This window comes from Gordonia hongkongensis, from assembly GCF_023078355.1.
Classification (GTDB): Bacteria; Actinomycetota; Actinomycetes; order Mycobacteriales; family Mycobacteriaceae; genus Gordonia; species Gordonia hongkongensis.
The window spans coordinates 4,799,599-4,814,675 of sequence record NZ_CP095552.1 but is presented as its reverse complement, the minus strand read 5'-3'; the positions used below and the strand labels follow the sequence as shown (position 1 = coordinate 4,814,675).

Annotated in this window: 14 protein-coding genes; 10 read left to right on the top strand and 4 right to left on the bottom strand. The window is 67.7% G+C overall.

Annotated features, from left to right (window positions below):
* Nucleotides 1–116: 116 nt before the first annotated feature.
* From MVF96_RS21725 to MVF96_RS21705, 5 genes are all read left to right on the top strand, one after another.
* Nucleotides 117–1,814: a VanW family protein gene (locus MVF96_RS21725; protein WP_247450450.1), complete on the top strand. Its 1,698-nt coding sequence runs from the start codon at nt 117–119 to the stop codon at nt 1,812–1,814.
* Between the two features lie 106 nt (nt 1,815–1,920).
* The gene (locus tag MVF96_RS21720) at nt 1,921–2,700 is read left to right on the top strand and encodes an SDR family NAD(P)-dependent oxidoreductase (protein ID WP_058252218.1); all 780 of its coding nucleotides are present in this window, start codon (nt 1,921–1,923) and stop codon (nt 2,698–2,700) included.
* A gap of 147 nt (nt 2,701–2,847) precedes the next feature.
* Nucleotides 2,848–4,413 carry an SLC13 family permease gene (locus MVF96_RS21715; RefSeq protein WP_247450448.1) on the top strand — a complete coding sequence of 522 codons (1,566 nt, stop codon included), beginning with the start codon at nt 2,848–2,850 and terminating at the stop codon, nt 4,411–4,413.
* A 94-nt stretch (nt 4,414–4,507) separates the two neighbouring features.
* Nucleotides 4,508–5,725, top strand: coding sequence for a glycerate kinase family protein (locus MVF96_RS21710; protein WP_247450446.1), 1,218 nt, complete (start codon nt 4,508–4,510; stop codon nt 5,723–5,725).
* A gap of 132 nt (nt 5,726–5,857) precedes the next feature.
* Complete coding sequence (locus tag MVF96_RS21705; RefSeq protein WP_247450444.1) at nt 5,858–6,604, top strand: LppU/SCO3897 family protein; 747 nt, start codon at nt 5,858–5,860, stop codon at nt 6,602–6,604.
* Between the two features lie 102 nt (nt 6,605–6,706).
* Here MVF96_RS21705 and MVF96_RS21700 read toward each other — a convergent pair whose 3' ends face one another.
* Entirely contained in the window at nt 6,707–8,542 is a 1,836-nt protein-coding gene (locus MVF96_RS21700; RefSeq protein ID WP_065630356.1) for an acyl-CoA dehydrogenase, read from the bottom strand.
* Nucleotides 8,543–8,795: 253 nt separating this feature from the next.
* On the opposite strand from MVF96_RS21700, the gene MVF96_RS21695 reads away from it, so the two are divergent.
* Nucleotides 8,796–9,362: an Rv2253 family sensor-like surface protein gene (locus tag MVF96_RS21695; RefSeq protein ID WP_165629459.1), complete on the top strand. Its 567-nt coding sequence runs from the start codon at nt 8,796–8,798 to the stop codon at nt 9,360–9,362.
* An 8-nt stretch (nt 9,363–9,370) separates the two neighbouring features.
* Here MVF96_RS21695 and MVF96_RS21690 read toward each other — a convergent pair whose 3' ends face one another.
* Together MVF96_RS21690 and MVF96_RS21685 are read right to left on the bottom strand one after the other, a co-directional pair.
* Nucleotides 9,371–10,141: a deoxyribonuclease IV gene (locus MVF96_RS21690; RefSeq protein ID WP_068971224.1), complete on the bottom strand. Its 771-nt coding sequence runs from the start codon at nt 10,139–10,141 to the stop codon at nt 9,371–9,373.
* A 115-nt stretch (nt 10,142–10,256) separates the two neighbouring features.
* Nucleotides 10,257–10,472: a hypothetical protein gene (locus MVF96_RS21685; RefSeq protein ID WP_058252309.1), complete on the bottom strand. Its 216-nt coding sequence runs from the start codon at nt 10,470–10,472 to the stop codon at nt 10,257–10,259.
* A gap of 236 nt (nt 10,473–10,708) precedes the next feature.
* On the opposite strand from MVF96_RS21685, the gene MVF96_RS21680 reads away from it, so the two are divergent.
* The 4 genes from MVF96_RS21680 (at nt 10,709) to MVF96_RS21665 (ending at nt 13,889) form a co-directional block, all read left to right on the top strand.
* Entirely contained in the window at nt 10,709–11,998 is a 1,290-nt protein-coding gene (locus MVF96_RS21680) for a phosphatase PAP2 family protein (protein WP_418930408.1), read from the top strand.
* A gap of 17 nt (nt 11,999–12,015) precedes the next feature.
* On the top strand, nt 12,016–12,471 hold the full coding sequence (locus MVF96_RS21675) for a hypothetical protein (RefSeq protein WP_247450442.1): 456 nt from the start codon (nt 12,016–12,018) through the stop codon (nt 12,469–12,471).
* A 103-nt stretch (nt 12,472–12,574) separates the two neighbouring features.
* On the top strand, nt 12,575–13,222 hold the full coding sequence (locus MVF96_RS21670) for a DUF305 domain-containing protein (protein WP_247450440.1): 648 nt from the start codon (nt 12,575–12,577) through the stop codon (nt 13,220–13,222).
* A 157-nt stretch (nt 13,223–13,379) separates the two neighbouring features.
* Nucleotides 13,380–13,889 (top strand): nitroreductase/quinone reductase family protein, encoded by a 510-nt coding sequence (locus MVF96_RS21665; RefSeq protein WP_247450438.1) that lies wholly within the window; start codon nt 13,380–13,382, stop codon nt 13,887–13,889.
* Nucleotides 13,890–13,934: 45 nt separating this feature from the next.
* On the opposite strand, the gene MVF96_RS21660 is transcribed toward MVF96_RS21665, so the two are convergent.
* Nucleotides 13,935–15,005 (bottom strand): DUF4185 domain-containing protein, encoded by a 1,071-nt coding sequence (locus tag MVF96_RS21660; RefSeq protein ID WP_247450436.1) that lies wholly within the window; start codon nt 15,003–15,005, stop codon nt 13,935–13,937.
* Nucleotides 15,006–15,077: the final 72 nt, after the last annotated feature.

Below are 15,077 nucleotides of genomic sequence, written 5' to 3'. Positions count from 1 at the left end.
CTGCGCTGTCAGACCCCCGACCCGACAGCTCGGCCGGAGCGCCTACTTTCCCGACCGTAGTTCTGCGGCCACCCCCTGATCGGTAAGTCGTCAGCCCGGCCGAGCTGCCAGCCCCGATGGATGGAGTTGTGACCCCAGGCTCTCGCCGAGCACGATCCGCGCTACGCGCCGTGCTCGCCGTCGTCGCCGTGATCACGCTCGTCCTCGCCGCGGAGTTCGTGGCCACCCGCTCCGATTCCCCACGCAACGCCGTCGTCGGCGGTATCGATGCGGGCGGTCGGAACTCCGCCGAACTCACCTCCGTACTCGACGAGCTGACGGCGCGTTCGCGACAACCGGTTGTCTTGCGGACGCCGGAGGGCTCGGCCGAGGTCTCGCCCGCCGAGCTGGGACTCACATACGACGCCGATGCGACGCGGGCTCGTCTCCTCGAGCAACCGCGCAATCCGCTCGTCCGTCTGGCCGCGCTGTTCGGCCGCGACTTCGACGTCGAGCCGGTCGTCACGCTGGATCGGACGGCGATGAACGCGGCGCTCGACGCCCAGCGCGCGTCACTCGAGAAGGCCGCGGTCGAGGGTGGTGTGCACTACGACGGCACCAAGCCTGTTGGGGATCAGCCCGCCAAGGGTGAACGCATCGCGCGAGACGCTGCCGCCGCGACCCTCGTCGACCGTTGGCTGGACGGCGCCCCCGTCGACCTGCCCATGGAACCCTTCTCGCCGACGGTGAGCGCCGAGGTCGTGGTCGCGACCGTCGCCGGACCGGCCGAACGGGTGGTCGCGGCTCCCGTGAGTCTCGTGGACCGCCGCAAACGGACGGTCGAGGTGCCCGCGGGAGACCTGGCGTCGATGGTGACCTTCGGGCCCGACGGCCGCGGCGGGCTCACCCCCCGAGCCGACGAGAAGGTGGGGCGCGAGATCCTCGCCCCCGACCTCGACGCCTCGCAACGGGCCCCCGTCAGCGCGACGTTCAGTCTGGCGTCCGGCCGTCCGCAGGTGGTGCCGGGCGTCGACGGCGCCGCGATCAACTGGCCGAAGACCCTCGCCGCCGTCGCCACGAGTGCGGCGGCCGACGGTGGCGATCGCAGGGTCGAGGTCGTCTACGACGACGTCGAGCCGAAGCTCACGACCGATGCCGCGCGCAAGCTCGGGGTCACCGAACTGATCAGCGAGTACACCACAGGTGGCTTCTCGAGCGCTTCCGGGGAGAACATCCGGCTCGTAGCCGCCGAGGTCGACGGGGCCCTCGTCCTGCCCGGAAAGGTGTTCTCGCTCAACGGGCACACCGGGCCGCGCGGAGCGGAGCAGGGGTACGTCGAGTCGACGATCATCGACCACGGTCGGGCGTCGAACGCGGTCGGCGGCGGGATCTCCCAGTTCGCGACGACCCTGTACAACGCGACGTATTTCGCCGGGCTCGAGGACGTCGATCACACCGAACACGCGTATTACATCTCGCGGTACCCGGAGGCGCGGGAGGCGACCGTGTTCGAAGGCGCCATCGACCTGAAGTTCCGCAACAACACGCGGCATGGCGTGCTGATCGAGACCGCCTGGTCGCCGTCGTCGGTGACGGTGCGGCTCTGGGGCACGAAGGCGTTCGAGGTCGAGTCGGTCACGGGTGAGCGGGTTGCCCCCACCGATCCGCCGCGAGTCCGCGTTCCGCGCGGGGACGACTGCATCCCGAGCAGCGGGAGCAAGGGTTTCACGGCATCGGACACCCGGATCATCAAGGACGCGCGTACCGGACGGGAGATCGATCGGTCCACCCGCACCGTCCGCTACGCGCCCGAACCCATCGTGAAGTGCGTCTGACCCCGGGGTGATTCGGCGCGGGGTGATCTGATGTGGAGGATTTCGATGCGGGGTGTTTCCCCGAAGGGCTTTACCGAGCGATAGAACGCTCGATAGGCTCCGGGGCGTGGATATCAATGGAGCTAGTGCAATCGTCACGGGTGGCGCGTCCGGCATCGGCGCGGCTGCGGCTCGCCAGCTGGCGGCCAAGGGTGCAAAGGTCATCGTCGCCGACCTGAACGCGGACAAGGGCGAAGAACTCGCCAAGGAGATCGGCGGACAGTTCGTCGCCGTCGACGTGACCTCGACCGAACAGATCGAAGCCGCCGTCAACGCGGCCACCGAACTGGGCCCGCTGCGTGCCCTGGTCAACTCGGCCGGCATCGGCTGGGCGCAGCGCACCATCGGTCGCGACGGTGAGTTCGGGTCGGCCCACAACCTCGACGCCTACAAGAAGGTCATCGCGATCAACCTGATCGGCACCTTCGACTGCATCCGTCTTGCGGCCACCGCCATGAGCCGCAACGAGCCGCTCGACGGCCACGGCGAGCGCGGCGCGATCGTCAACATGGCCAGCGTCGCAGCGTTCGACGGCCAGATCGGCCAGGCGTCGTACTCGTCGTCCAAGGGCGGCGTCGTCGGCATGACCCTCCCGGTCGCGCGCGACCTGGCTGCGGTCGGCATCCGCGTCAACACCATCGCCCCCGGTCTGATCGACACCCCGATCTACGGTGAGGGCGAAGCGGCCGAGGCGTTCAAGGCCAAGCTCGGCGAGTCGGTCCTGTTCCCGCACCGCCTGGGTGCGCCCGACGAGCTCGCTTCGATGGTCGTCGAGCTGGTCACCAACAGCTACATGAACGCGGAGGTCATCCGCGTCGACGGTGGCATCCGGATGCCACCGAAGTAGATCCGGCACCCCACCGGGGTAACCGCGCAGACCCACCACCGGCCCGAGCCGGTGGTGGGTTTGCCGTCTGTTCACCGGTTCTTTCCGTGAAAGAACTTTCATTCGCGCCTCATGAAGGTGTCACGCCGGCACCGCAGAGTGGTCGCCATGAACCTTCCGCACGCGATCGACCGACCTCCGGATCACCCGGGCTCGGTGACGATGTACGCGACGCGCCCACCCGTGCGCACGGTGACGCCGCCACCGCCGCCACGACGCACCCTCCTCGACGCCGTCGGCAGCGCGCTGTCCCCCTGGGCGGCAGCCGGTCTCGTCGTCGTTCTCGGCGCCGGGGCGTTCGTCGGACATGCCGGGTGGACCGGGAAGTTGCCGTTCGACGCCGTCGTCACCCTCCTCGTCTTCCTCGTCGCGGTGTGGGCGTGGATCTTCTCGCCGCTGGATGACACCTATGTCGCGCTGGGTGGCGGTATCGCTCTGGTGGTCTTCGGGATCATCGACGCCAACACCTTCGCGGGCACCCTCGGCTCCGGCGTGATCTGGTTGCTGATCGGTGCTTTCGTGATCGCGGCCGCGGTCACGGCGTCAGGTCTGTCGGCTCGTGTGTCGGCGCGTGTCGTCCGCCGGGCCCGGACGCCTCGTCAGCTGGTCCATCTGATCACCGCGGCCCTGTTGCTGACCACGTTCGCGATCCCGGCGACCTCCGGCCGTGCGGCCCTTGCCCTTCCGATCTTTCTCGCGCTCGCTGCGGTCCTGCGTGACCGACCTCGTCTGGTGCTGTGCCTCGCGCTGGTCTTCCCGATCGTGATCCTCTTCTCGGCGGTGGGATCGCTTCTGGGTGCCGGCGCGCACCTCATCACCGTCGAGATCGTCTCGGCCGCAACCGGTGGCGGCATCGGATTCCTGCACTGGGCGGTCCTCGGCATCCCCCTGGCCCTCGTGTGGTGGCACCTCGCGGCCGAGGCGGCGCTGTGGTTGATGACCGATCACGCCGAACGGGCACGTCCGCTGTGCGTGCCGCCGACCGCTCTCGCGGCGACCGGGACGGCGACCTCCGGACCGCTCACGTCTGCTCAACGACGGGTGTCCGTCGTTCTCGGACTCGTTGTGGTGCTGTGGTGTTCAGAACCCCTGCACGGCGTCGACCCGGCCATCGTCGCGGTGCTCGGCGCGCTGGCCGCGTCGGCGCCGGCGGTCGGCGCGACGACGCTGGGCGCGGCGCTGAAGACCATCCCGTGGACGCTCCTGCTGTTCATGGCCGCCACCCTCGCGCTGGGGATGGCGCTCAACTCCAGCGGTGCCGCGGAGTGGCTGGCGGATCAGGCTTTCGGGTCCATCGCCGAGACCGGGCCGGCGGCGGCGATGGTGTTCGTCGTCGTCGCGGCGATCGTCTCGCTGCTCGCGCATCTGGTGATCCAATCCCGTTCGGCCCGTTCGGCGGTACTGATCCCGATCATCGTGGTGACCGCCCCGGCCGTCGGGGTCGACCCCGTCGCCGCGGCCTTCCTGTCCACCGCGGCCGCCGGGTTCTGCATCACCCTCACCAGCTCGGCCAAACCGGTCGCCATGTTCGCGGCGAGTGACGACGTCCCCGGTTACGAACCCCGGCATCTGCTCACGATGTCGGCGCTGCTCGCGCCGGTGTCGCTGGTGCTGCTCATCATCTTCGCGTTCTGGGTCTGGCCCTACCTGGGTCTGCCCCTGCTCTCGTCCTGACCGTCGCATCGCCGCGACCGTCCCGAATGTGCCTCCGGGTGCGAGTTCCCGTCTCCTCATCAAGACCTTGTCCGATCGATCAACAGGAGTGCCGATGTCCGTCCGAGTTCCGCAACGAATCCTGGTCGCCCCGAGTGGTTTCAAGGAGAGCCTCGACGCCGTGTCCGTGGCGACCGCCATCGCCGCGGGGGTGCGGCGCACGCTCCCCGGGGTGCGCGTCGACATCGCACCGATCGCGGACGGCGGGGAGGGAACGGCGCGCATCCTGGCGGCCGCGGGCAACGGGCGCCTCCACGAGCTGACCGTCTGCGGCCCCACCGGTGAGCCGGTGCAGTCGCACTGGGCCGAGGTCGGCGTCGGTCGGAACCGCATCGGCGTCGTCGAGATGGCTGCCGCCGCTGGATTGGCGCTCGTTCCGGCGGGGCAGCGCGATCCCGGCGCCACGACCACTTACGGAGTGGGACAATTGATTGCCGCGGCACTCGACGCGGGGGTGTCGGCGATTCTCGTCGGATGCGGCGACTCGGGGACATGTGACGGCGGGGCCGGGGCGCTCCAGGCGCTCGGTGCGCGCGTCCTGGACCAGGACGGTCACGAGATCGGGCGTGGCGGAAACGAACTGGCGCGCGCGGCGTCGCTGGACCTCACCGGCCTGCATCCGCGGTTGCGTGAGACCGAAGTGGTGGTCGCGGGCAACCCGCACAACGTCCTCTGCGGACCGAGCGGCGTCGCCCGCGTCTTCGGGCCGCAGAAGGGGGCGACGCCCGCACAGGTCGACTCGCTGTCGGCGGCGCTCGACGTCTGGGCGGACATACTGCAGCGGGATGGGCTGGCCGACATCGACTATCGGCAGGGGGCCGGGTCCGGCGCGTCGGGTGGACTCGGTGCGGGCCTGGCGGCAGCCGGCGGGAAACTGCGGTCGCGGTTCGACGCACTACTCGATTCCGGGCTGTCCGGCATCGACCTCGATCATCGGATCGGCAAGGCCGATCTGGTGATCACCGCAGAGGGTTCGATCGACTTCCAGACCCCCCGCGGCAAGGTGCCCGCGGAGGTGGCCCGCCGCGCCCAGTTACGGGGTGTGCCCGTTGTCGCGCTGGCGGGTTCGCTCGGGCACGGTGCTCCCGCCGTCCACGACGTGGGGATCGGGGCGATCGCGTCGATCATCACGGTGCCGATGCCCTTGTCGGAGGCGGTCGCCAACGGAGAGAAGCTCCTCGCCGACGCCGCCGAGCGCACCATGCGGATGATCCTCCTCGGTGCCGCGGTCTCCGCCCGGGCCGGGCAGCGGAAGCGGAAGAAGGCGGTCTGACCGCTGCGCAAACCCACCACTTTTCGGCATATCCACCCCCTTCAGACGGGGTGGATATGCCGAAAAGTGGTGGGTTTGCGAGTTCGGCCGCCGGTCCGGTAACGCCACCGGCGCGCGGGTAGTGTTCGCGGCGTGACCAACTCGCCATACCAGCCGGGGGACCCGCGATTCGGGCCACAACCGCAACCCGGGCAGTACCAGCCGAACGGGAGGTACCCGCCACCGAACCAGCCCTACGGCGCACCGCCGCCGAACCAGGTGCCCTACGGCGGTCGGCCCCAGTACCCGGGTCCGATGCCGGGCGGGATGTACCCGCCCGGACCGCCGTTCCCGCCGCCACCGAAGAAGAAGCGCACCGGTTTGTGGGTCGCGCTGGGAATTGTCGGGGTGCTGCTCTTGATCGTGATCGCCGGTGGCGTGGCGCGGGTGCTGGTGTCGTCGGCGCAGGGAGGTGGGGTCACCGACACCAGTGACGTCGACGCCGGCGAGTGCATCGTCGTGACGGCGGAGCCGGAGACCCTCAAGGCCGACGAGGTGTCCTGCGGCGACACCGACTTCCACTACGTCGTCGCGGAGAAGTCCATCACGCAAGGGCTCTGCGGTCCCAACTACTCGCGCTACTGGGTCGCGGGCGAGGAGGGTGCGCTCTGTCTGGCGCCGGTCTACCAGGAGGGCCGTTGTTACTACATCCCGTCGGCGACCGGTGGTACCGCGCTCGCCGACATTCGTGAGAACGACTGCGGGTCGCCGGTTTCCGGCGGAACGAACATCCGCGTGGACACCAAGGCTGCGGGGGAGCCCGAATGTCCCGACTCGGACGGGACCTACTTCGCGGAGAAACCGCGCCCGGTCGGCTATTGCTTCAGTGTGATCGACTGAAGTTGCCGCACCGCCGGTCTGAGCCGCGATGTGCGCGGGCTCGACGCAAAGAAGAACTCCCACCGGCGGATTCGCCGGTGGGAGTTCTCAGTATGGTCGGGCTCAGAAGGCCGCTTCGTCGAGTTCCATGATGTCATTGTCGATGTTCTCGACGGTGACGCGGACCGAGGTGAGCAGCGGGAGCATGTTCTTCGCGAAGAAGCTCGCCACGGCGACCTTGCCCTCGTAGAAGGACTTGTCGGCGTCGGAGGCCCCGTTGTCGAGAGCTGCGAGGGCGACCTCGGCCTGGCGGAGGAGCAGCCAGCCGATGAGCAGGTCGCCGACGGCCATCAGGAAGCGGACCGAACCGAGTCCGACCTTGTACAGCTCGGTCGAGTTCTCCTGTGCCGCCATCAGATCGTTGGTCAGCGAGGCAGCCATCGCCTGCACGTCGTCGAGCGCCGTCTTCAGCAGTGCCCGCTCGGTCTTCAGCCGGCCGTTGCCCGCCTCGGAGTCGATGAAGCTCTGGATCTGCCCGGCGACGTGCGCGAGCGCCTGGCCCTTGTCGCGGATGATCTTGCGGAAGAAGAAATCCTGGGCCTGGATGGCGGTGGTGCCCTCGTACAGCGAGTCGATCTTCGAGTCACGGATGTACTGCTCGATCGGGTAGTCCTGGAGGAATCCCGACCCGCCGAGCGTCTGCAGCGACTCGTGACCGAGGGTGCCGTAGGCGCGCTCGGAGCCGACGCCCTTGACGATCGGGAGCAGCAGATCGTTGACGCGGTGGGCCATCTCGGCATCGGCGCCGGACACGATCTTCGCGGCGGCGGTGTCCTGGTGCGACGCGGTGTAGAGGTAGATCGCGCGCAGACCTTCGGCGTAGGCCTTCTGGGTCATCAGCGAACGACGCACATCGGGGTGGTGGGTGATCGACACGCGCGGTGCGGCCTTGTCGGTCATCTGGGTCATGTCCGCACCCTGGATGCGCTCCTTGGCGTACTCGAGCGCGTTCAGGTAACCGGTCGACAGGGTCGAGATGGCCTTGGTGCCCACCATCATCCGCGCGTGCTCGATGACCTCGAACATCTGCGCGATGCCCTTGTGGACGTCGCCGACGAGCCAGCCCTTGGCGGGGGTGCCGTGCTGTCCGAAGGTGACCTCACAGGTGGCGGACGCCTTGATGCCCATCTTGTGCTCGACGTTGGTGACGAAGACGCCGTTGCGCTCGCCGAGTTCGCCGGTCTCGAAGTCGAAGTGGTACTTGGGTACGAAGAACAGCGACAGACCCTTGGTGCCCGGGCCAGCGCCCTCGGGGCGGGCTAGCACCAGGTGGAAGATGTTCTCGGTCATGTCCTGATCGGCCGAGGTGATGAATCGCTTCACACCGTCGATGTGCCAGGAACCGTCTTCCTGCTGCACGGCCTTGGTGCGTCCGGCACCTACGTCGGAACCGGCGTCGGGCTCGGTCAGCACCATGGTGGCGCCCCAGCCGCGGTCGGAGCAGATGGCAGCCCACTTCTTCTGCTCGTCGGTGCCGTTGTTGTAGAAGATGTTCGCGAAGCCCGCGCCGGCGGCGTACATGAACACGGGCGGGTTGGCGCCGAGGATCATCTCGCCGATGGCCCAGTACAGCGAGCGCGGGGCCGGCAGGCCGCCGAGTTCCTCGGCGATGCCGATCTTGTCCCAGCCGCCCTCGACCAGGGCGTTGTACGACTTCTTGAACGACTCGGGGATCGTGACGGTGTGCTCGTCGGGGTCGAAGACCGGGGGATTGCGGTCGGCGTCGACGAAGGACTCGGCGATCGGGCCCTCGGCCAGCGCACGGACCTCGCGCAGCATGTCGACGGCTGTCTCGTGGTCGAGGTCCCCGAAGTCGCCGGACTCCAGTACCTTGTCGAGCTCGAACAGTTCGAAGAGATTGAACTGCAGGTCGCGCATGTTGCTCTTGTAATGGCCCATGGTTGTTCCTTGTCTGGTGTGGCCGTCTGCGATGGCGTCCTCGACCCGGTCCGATCGCTCACGGTTGTGCGCGTACCGGCCGGATGAGGGGGCTGTTCGGTCCGAGCTATGTTACTCGCCGGTAACCCTAGAATAGCCCCATATCCCCGCCGGATCAATCAGAAGATGTGTGATCTGCGCCGGTTGGCGCACCCGGAGCGCCGAGAAATCCGCAACGCCGGCGCAGGAACCGCGAGTACGTTCCAATGAACGAATGCGCAGACTGGTGATCGGACCCGCACGTGTCGGTGCGACAGGTTTCGTGAGCGTCGTGATCTCGATCGTCGCCCTGGCCGCCGGACTTCTGGTGGCTGTCGCCCCGGCAGACGCCGCGGCGACGCCCTCGTGGGACGGCGTGTATTCGTTGAAGCGGTTCGCCGCCTCGAAGACCGGAACGAGCCTCGCGGCCCGGCAGGCGGAGCCGGACTTCTCCGACGACTACACCTTCAGGACATCGTGCGACGGCGGTACGTGCGTGGCGACGGTGATCGACGGGCCGAAACCCGCGAATCCGACGCTGCCGCAGCCGCCGCGCTACACCTGGGAGGCAGGATCCTGGGTGCATCGTTATGACTGGGAATGGGACTGCTGGCAGGGCGCGGGTGTGCCGAAGGTGTGGCGCCCGGCGACGTCGATCGCGACCTACACCCCGCAGGGCGACGGCACGCTGAAGGGCGTGTGGCGGACCACGATCGACGGCGGGCCCTGCGACGGGACGGTCGTCATGAACGTCGCCGCATACCCGGTGACTCCGCCGGCGCCCGCCTGGAATCTGTCGTGATCGACGTCTTATAGCGCCGAGCGCAGGTACTCGAGATCGTCGGGGATGCCGTCGCCGGGTGTCTCCAGGATGACCGGTGCGCCCGCCGCCTCGGCGACGGCGACGAGCACCTCGGGGTCGATGTGGCCCGACGCGAGGTTGGCGTGTCGGTCGCGGCCCGAGTCGAACTCGTCGCGAGAGTTATTGAGGTGCACGAGATCGATCCGGCCGGTGATCTGACGGACGCGCTCGACGAGTCCGACGAGATCCTCGCCGCCGGCCCAGGCGTGGCAGGTGTCGAGGCAGAAGCCGGCCTGGTCGAAGTCGCCGACCGCCTCCCACAGACGGTCGATGGACTCGAGCGTGCGTGCCATCGCGTGGTCGCCGCCCGCGGTGTTCTCGATGAGGATCGGGACGCCGAAGCCGCCCTTGTCGGCCTGGCGGTCGAACAGCTTGCGCCAGTTGGCGAATCCCTCGGCGCTGTCCTCCCCGTCGCGCAGATGCCCGCCGTGGACGACGAGCCCGAAGGCGCCGAGTTCGGCGGCGGCCGCGGCCTGCTGCTCGACGGCCTTGCGCGACGGCATCCGCAGCCGGTTGTTCAGACTGGCGACGTTGATCTGGTAGCTCGAGTGCACGACGACGTCGATGTCGGACTCACGGAACTCCGCCGCGCGCGGGTTCGGCTGCGGCTTCTTCCAGCTCTGAGGGTCCGTGACGAACATCTGGAAGACATCGATCCCGAGCTCGGCGGCAGTGGCCAAGGGGTCGGCGTCCTCGCGAAGATGGGCTCCGATGCGCATGCGACAACGATAGTGGCCCGCCCTGACACGCGGACGCGCCCGTCGTCATGGATCACGGGGACACGCCGGGGCGGTCACCTGCTTCGTCCAACCGGCTCTCCGCGGCGACGGGAGATCAGTCGCCCAGGCAGGGCTCGGTCTCGATGGTGATCGGGACTCCGGGTGCGATGAGGAGTCGACACGGTGCCGCGCTGTCGTGATAGAGGTTCAGCCACTCGTGACCGCGGGTTCCGTCGGCGTACACCGCGTCGAGGGTGCGGTTGAGACGGGCCTCCGCCTCCTTGTTGATGATGTAGCGCTGGTCGCCGTAGCGCAGGTAGCGATTGGGCACCGAGACCTCCTTCAGGGGATCGACGCCCTCCAGTGTGATCCACAACACCCTGATCGGCGAGGTGTCCGGCGAAAACCGCTGGCGGAGACCCCTCGCCCTGGGTCGCGGCGCCGGAAATGCTCAAATCCGACATGCCTGGCCGTCGGCTTGGCTCGCGAACAACAGATGGCCATTACACTGACGGCAGTTTAAGTGGGTGGTTGCCCTGCGGGGTGTGACGGGCGGGGTTGTGTCGGGTGAGTGTCGACGAGACGGTGGGCGTCCCGCAGCCGGGCAGACCCTCCAAGCGCGACGAGCGCGAGAGCGCCGAGACGACCACCTCCGACACCAAGGACTCCGTGGTGGCCACCGGTCGTGAGGACACCGACCGCGACGACACCGGGCGCGCGGGTGTGGAACCGATCCTCGACGACCTGGCCGCCGCCGCCGAGATGGAAGCCGATCCCGAGAGCCGTCGCGATCTGACGATGGTCCGGCGCATCGCGATCGGCGCCTGGATCGTGCTGATGGCGGTGCACGTCGCCCTCTACGGTCTGGCCTTCGACCGCACGCGCCTGATCATCCTGATGTGTCTGGGACTCGCGGCTGCCTGTATCGGCCGGCGCAAGTTCATCACGATCCTCATCGACTGGGCGCCGTTCGCGCTGATCCTGATCCTCTACGACTGGACCCGGGACGTCGCGCGCATCGTCGACATGCCCACCCACTGGCATCTGGCGATCGATTTCGATGCTTGGCTGACCGGCGGGGTCAATCCCACGGCATGGCTGCAGGAGCACCTCAAGCAGGCGAGTCCGCCCTGGTGGGAGGTCATCGTCAGCATCGTCTACATGTCGTACTTCATCATCCCGTACGCGGTCGCGGCCGTGTTGTGGCTGAAGGACCGCGCCGCCTGGCGACGCTACGCGGCGTGTTTCGTGGCGACGACCTTCCTCGCCCTGGTCGGTTACACCCTCGTCCCGGGCGCCCCGCCGTGGGCCGCCGCGCGATGCACCGCGGCCGAGGTCCAGGACTTCCCGCGTGACCCGATCTGCATGTACTCGCCCGAGGCCAAGGAGCCCGGCGGTCTGCTCGGGACGCTGGATAACGAGTATCCGGACGCCAACCCCTACGTCGAACGGATCTCGGCTCGCGGCTGGGGGTATCTCAACATCCACGCGGCGTCGAACCTCGTCGAGGTCGGGCAGGGCAAGTCCAACCTGGTGGCCGCGATCCCGTCGCTGCACGCGGGTCTGACGATGCTCCTCGCGCTCTTCATGTGGCCGCGGGTGAAGGCGCTCGGCAAGACACTGTTCATGGGCTACGCCCTCGCGATGGCGTTCGCCCTGGTGTACACCGCCGAGCACTACATCTTCGACATCGTGCTCGGGTGGCTGCTGGCCGCCGCGGTGGTCGCGACCTACCAGATCATCGATCGCAAGATCTTGATCCCACGACAACGACGCCGAGCCGCCGAGGATGCCGCGTCGGAGTCGGGAGACGATCGGCGTCCCGATGACGCCAGGGCGTCGACGACGGCATCGTGACCTCGTAACCTGGCACCGTGAGCCGCCGCCGCAGAACCGGTCGTGGCGCCGTCGTCCGGCGCCGCGCACTCGTTCTCGTGCTCGCTATCGCCGTGATGCTCATGCACACGGTGGTGTCGGGTCACGGCGGGCCTTCCGGTGGCGGCGCCGGGAGCGGAGCGAGCGGGCCGGAATTACACGGCGAGAGCGGGATGTCCCACCATGCGGAGCATTCGGCGCTCACGGCATCGTCGACGATGACGTCAGCCCCGAAGATGACCGGAACCGACGACTGCGGTGAGCACTCGCACGACTGCGTGTTCATCCGTGCGGCGGGCGTCGATCTTCCGGCCGTGGTTCTTGTTCTCCTGCTCTGGTCGCTTGCGGCGTTTCCGCGGATCGTCGACACCGCTCGCCGTCGGACGACGATCCTGGGTCGTCCGCCGCCGTGGGCCATGTACTCCCATCTGCAACTACAGGTGATCCGCTGCTGAGCTGACCTCCGCGGACCGCTCGGTCCGTCGTGTCGTCATCTCTCCTCCCTCTCGGCCGGCGTCGCGCCCGCCGGGAACTCCGACAGCAGCAAGGAATGCACTCATGTACGTACACAACACATCTCGGCGCCGTATCCGGACGGCGGCAGGGATCGGCCTGGCCGCGGCGGCACTCATCGCAGTCGCCGGTTGCTCGCCCGACGAAACAGCGAGCGACGCCACCTCCGCCAACACCTCGGCATCGGCGGCGACGCAAGCTCCGGCGTCGGCCACCCACAACGAGGCCGACGTCGAGTTCACCTCGACGATGATCGGACACCATGACCAGGCCGTGGAGATGGCCGAACTCGTCGAGGGCCGGACGGACAATGCAGAACTGATCGCTCTCGCGTCGACGATCGAGAAGGCCCAGGACGCCGAGATCGAGCAGATGGAGAACCGTCTGGAGAGTTGGGGCGTCAGTACCGACGGCCTCGACGACGGCCACGAGAACATGGGCCACGGTGGTCACTCCGCGATGCCGGGCATGCTCAGCCCAGACCAGATGACCGCCTTGCGGGACGCACGCGGTCCCGAGTTCGACCGGCTCTGGCTCGAGGGCATGATCCTGCACCACGAGGGCGCCATCGCGATGGCCGACGCGGTACTCGCCGACGGCGTCGACCCCGCGACGAAAACCCTTGCCCTGGAGGTCAAGAAAACCCAGCAGGCGGAAATTGATCAGATGAAGGGCATGCTCGGCCAGCGCTGATCTCTCCAGCCAGCGACGCCGGGGCGGTTGGGTCCGGAAACGGACGTCAACCGCCCCGACGTGTCGGCGGGTCACCTACCGACAGGCGCAGGACGGGTTTTCGTAGCGATTTTGAGTTAGGACCGTAACTGTCCTAACTCGACGACACACTCGGATCATGAGTGAAACCGAATCGACCGCAGGACAACCCGATCAGACCAATATCACCGACTACGACGATCCGAACGCGCCGTGGAACCAGGCGTGGGATCAAGAGGGTGGCATCGCCAACTGGAACGATGATGTGATCAAGGAGTTTCGGGAGAACGCGGGCAAGGTGGGCGGCGCTTACGCGGGCGCGGACCTCATCCTGCTCACCACCACCGGGGCCAAGAGCGGAAAGCCGCACACGGTTCCACTGGGACCCTGTCACCGCGACGACACCATGTACGTGAGCTCGTTCATCGAGGACAAGTACCCGGCATGGTGGTACAACATCAAGGCGAATCCACAGGTCAGGATCGAGTTCCGAAACAATACGCACCAGGGGACCGGCAAGGTGCTCGAAGGCGAGGACTACGACGAGTTCGCAGCCTGGGTGCTGGCCAACAACCCACTGCTGGCGGACTTCCAGTCCAAGGTCGACCGCCCCATCCCGCTGGTCGTGCTCACCATCGCCGACAGTTGATCATCGAGAGCGACGGGGCAATCGCCCCGATGTCGGTGGTCGAGGTCAGCCGCGCCGCAGCGGCAGACGCATGAGGTACACCTGATAGCCGATGGAGACCGAGTAGGTGAAGTAGAGGGTGCTGCCCTTCGACCACGGGTGGATGTACGGCGCGTAACCCGTGTACGGGTCCACCGAGGGTGCGACGATCTCGCCGGAAGTCCATGGGCCCCAGGGGTTGTCGGCGGTGCGCAGCGTCACGCCGACGTCCTGGCTCGCCAGCGAGATGTACTTGCCCAGATAGTCGTTCCACTGGACCGACATCTCGCCCGTCGGGGCGCCCATCACCGGGGTGGCGGCGTCGGGGTTGTTCGGAACCCAACGGCCGTACGAGAAGTACTGCCACTTGCCGAGATTCTCGATGTCCTTCTCGTCGACGCGCGCGAGGTAGACACCGCCCCAGCGGCCGTCGGGTGTGCCGTAGTAGTAGACGGTCTTGCCGACCTTCAGGAAGGCGCCCATCTGGAACTTCTTGTTGCCGCCGCCATTGGGGCGGAACGCACCGACCGAGCGCCAGTTCTCGCCGTTGTCGGCGGAGGAGACGAGGCCCGCCCAGTTGGTGGTCCAGATGCCGGGCGAATCCCACCGTTTGACCGACATCACGGTCATGTACTGCTTGCCGTTGGCGGCCACGCCGGCGGTCGGGATGATCGTGATCTCGCGGCGGACGTTCGGCTTGAGCAGGCGCTTGGCATGACCCGGCCGGCCGGCGTGCGAGGTGAACGTCATGCCGTCGGCCAGGTGGCGGTCCGTGCTGCGCAGCAGGACGTTGGACCGCCAGTAGTAGAGCTCGCCGTACAGGAGGGACCACCCGTTGAACGACTGGGTGTCACCGAACGCCGTGAGGATCTCACCTCGGCCGTTGTCCCACATGACACCGAGATCGGTACCCACGATGTTGAACCGCCCGATGGTGTCGTTCATCGCGAACGGCCCCGTCAATCGGTTGACGATGGTCGCCGGACCGTTGGCGTAGCGGGCGGCGTGGGCGGGGGAGGCGGCGAGGGTCGTCGTCAGGGCCAGAGCGAGCAAGGTGACGACAAGACCCAGGAAAAGCCGTGCGAGGCGCCGTGTCATGGCCGTGACCTTATCAAGACCTGAGAGATATGTGTGAGGTCCGCTACGGTGCCCGACCACCGCGAACGGTCG

Bases quoted from the DNA above. Each gene is read 5' to 3' on its own strand.
- MVF96_RS21725 (WP_247450450.1), top strand. From the start codon at position 117: ATGGATGGAGTTGTGACCCCAGGCTCTCGCCGAGCACGATCCGCGCTA.
- MVF96_RS21715 (WP_247450448.1), top strand. From the start codon at position 2,848: ATGAACCTTCCGCACGCGATCGACCGACCTCCGGATCACCCGGGCTCG.
- MVF96_RS21710 (WP_247450446.1), top strand. From the start codon at position 4,508: ATGTCCGTCCGAGTTCCGCAACGAATCCTGGTCGCCCCGAGTGGTTTC.
- MVF96_RS21700 (WP_065630356.1), bottom strand. From the start codon at position 8,542: ATGGGCCATTACAAGAGCAACATGCGCGACCTGCAGTTCAATCTCTTC.
- MVF96_RS21695 (WP_165629459.1), top strand. From the start codon at position 8,796: ATGCGCAGACTGGTGATCGGACCCGCACGTGTCGGTGCGACAGGTTTC.
- MVF96_RS21690 (WP_068971224.1), bottom strand. From the start codon at position 10,141: ATGCGCATCGGAGCCCATCTTCGCGAGGACGCCGACCCCTTGGCCACT.
- MVF96_RS21670 (WP_247450440.1), top strand. From the start codon at position 12,575: ATGTACGTACACAACACATCTCGGCGCCGTATCCGGACGGCGGCAGGG.
- MVF96_RS21665 (WP_247450438.1), top strand. From the start codon at position 13,380: ATGAGTGAAACCGAATCGACCGCAGGACAACCCGATCAGACCAATATC.
- MVF96_RS21660 (WP_247450436.1), bottom strand. From the start codon at position 15,005: ATGACACGGCGCCTCGCACGGCTTTTCCTGGGTCTTGTCGTCACCTTG.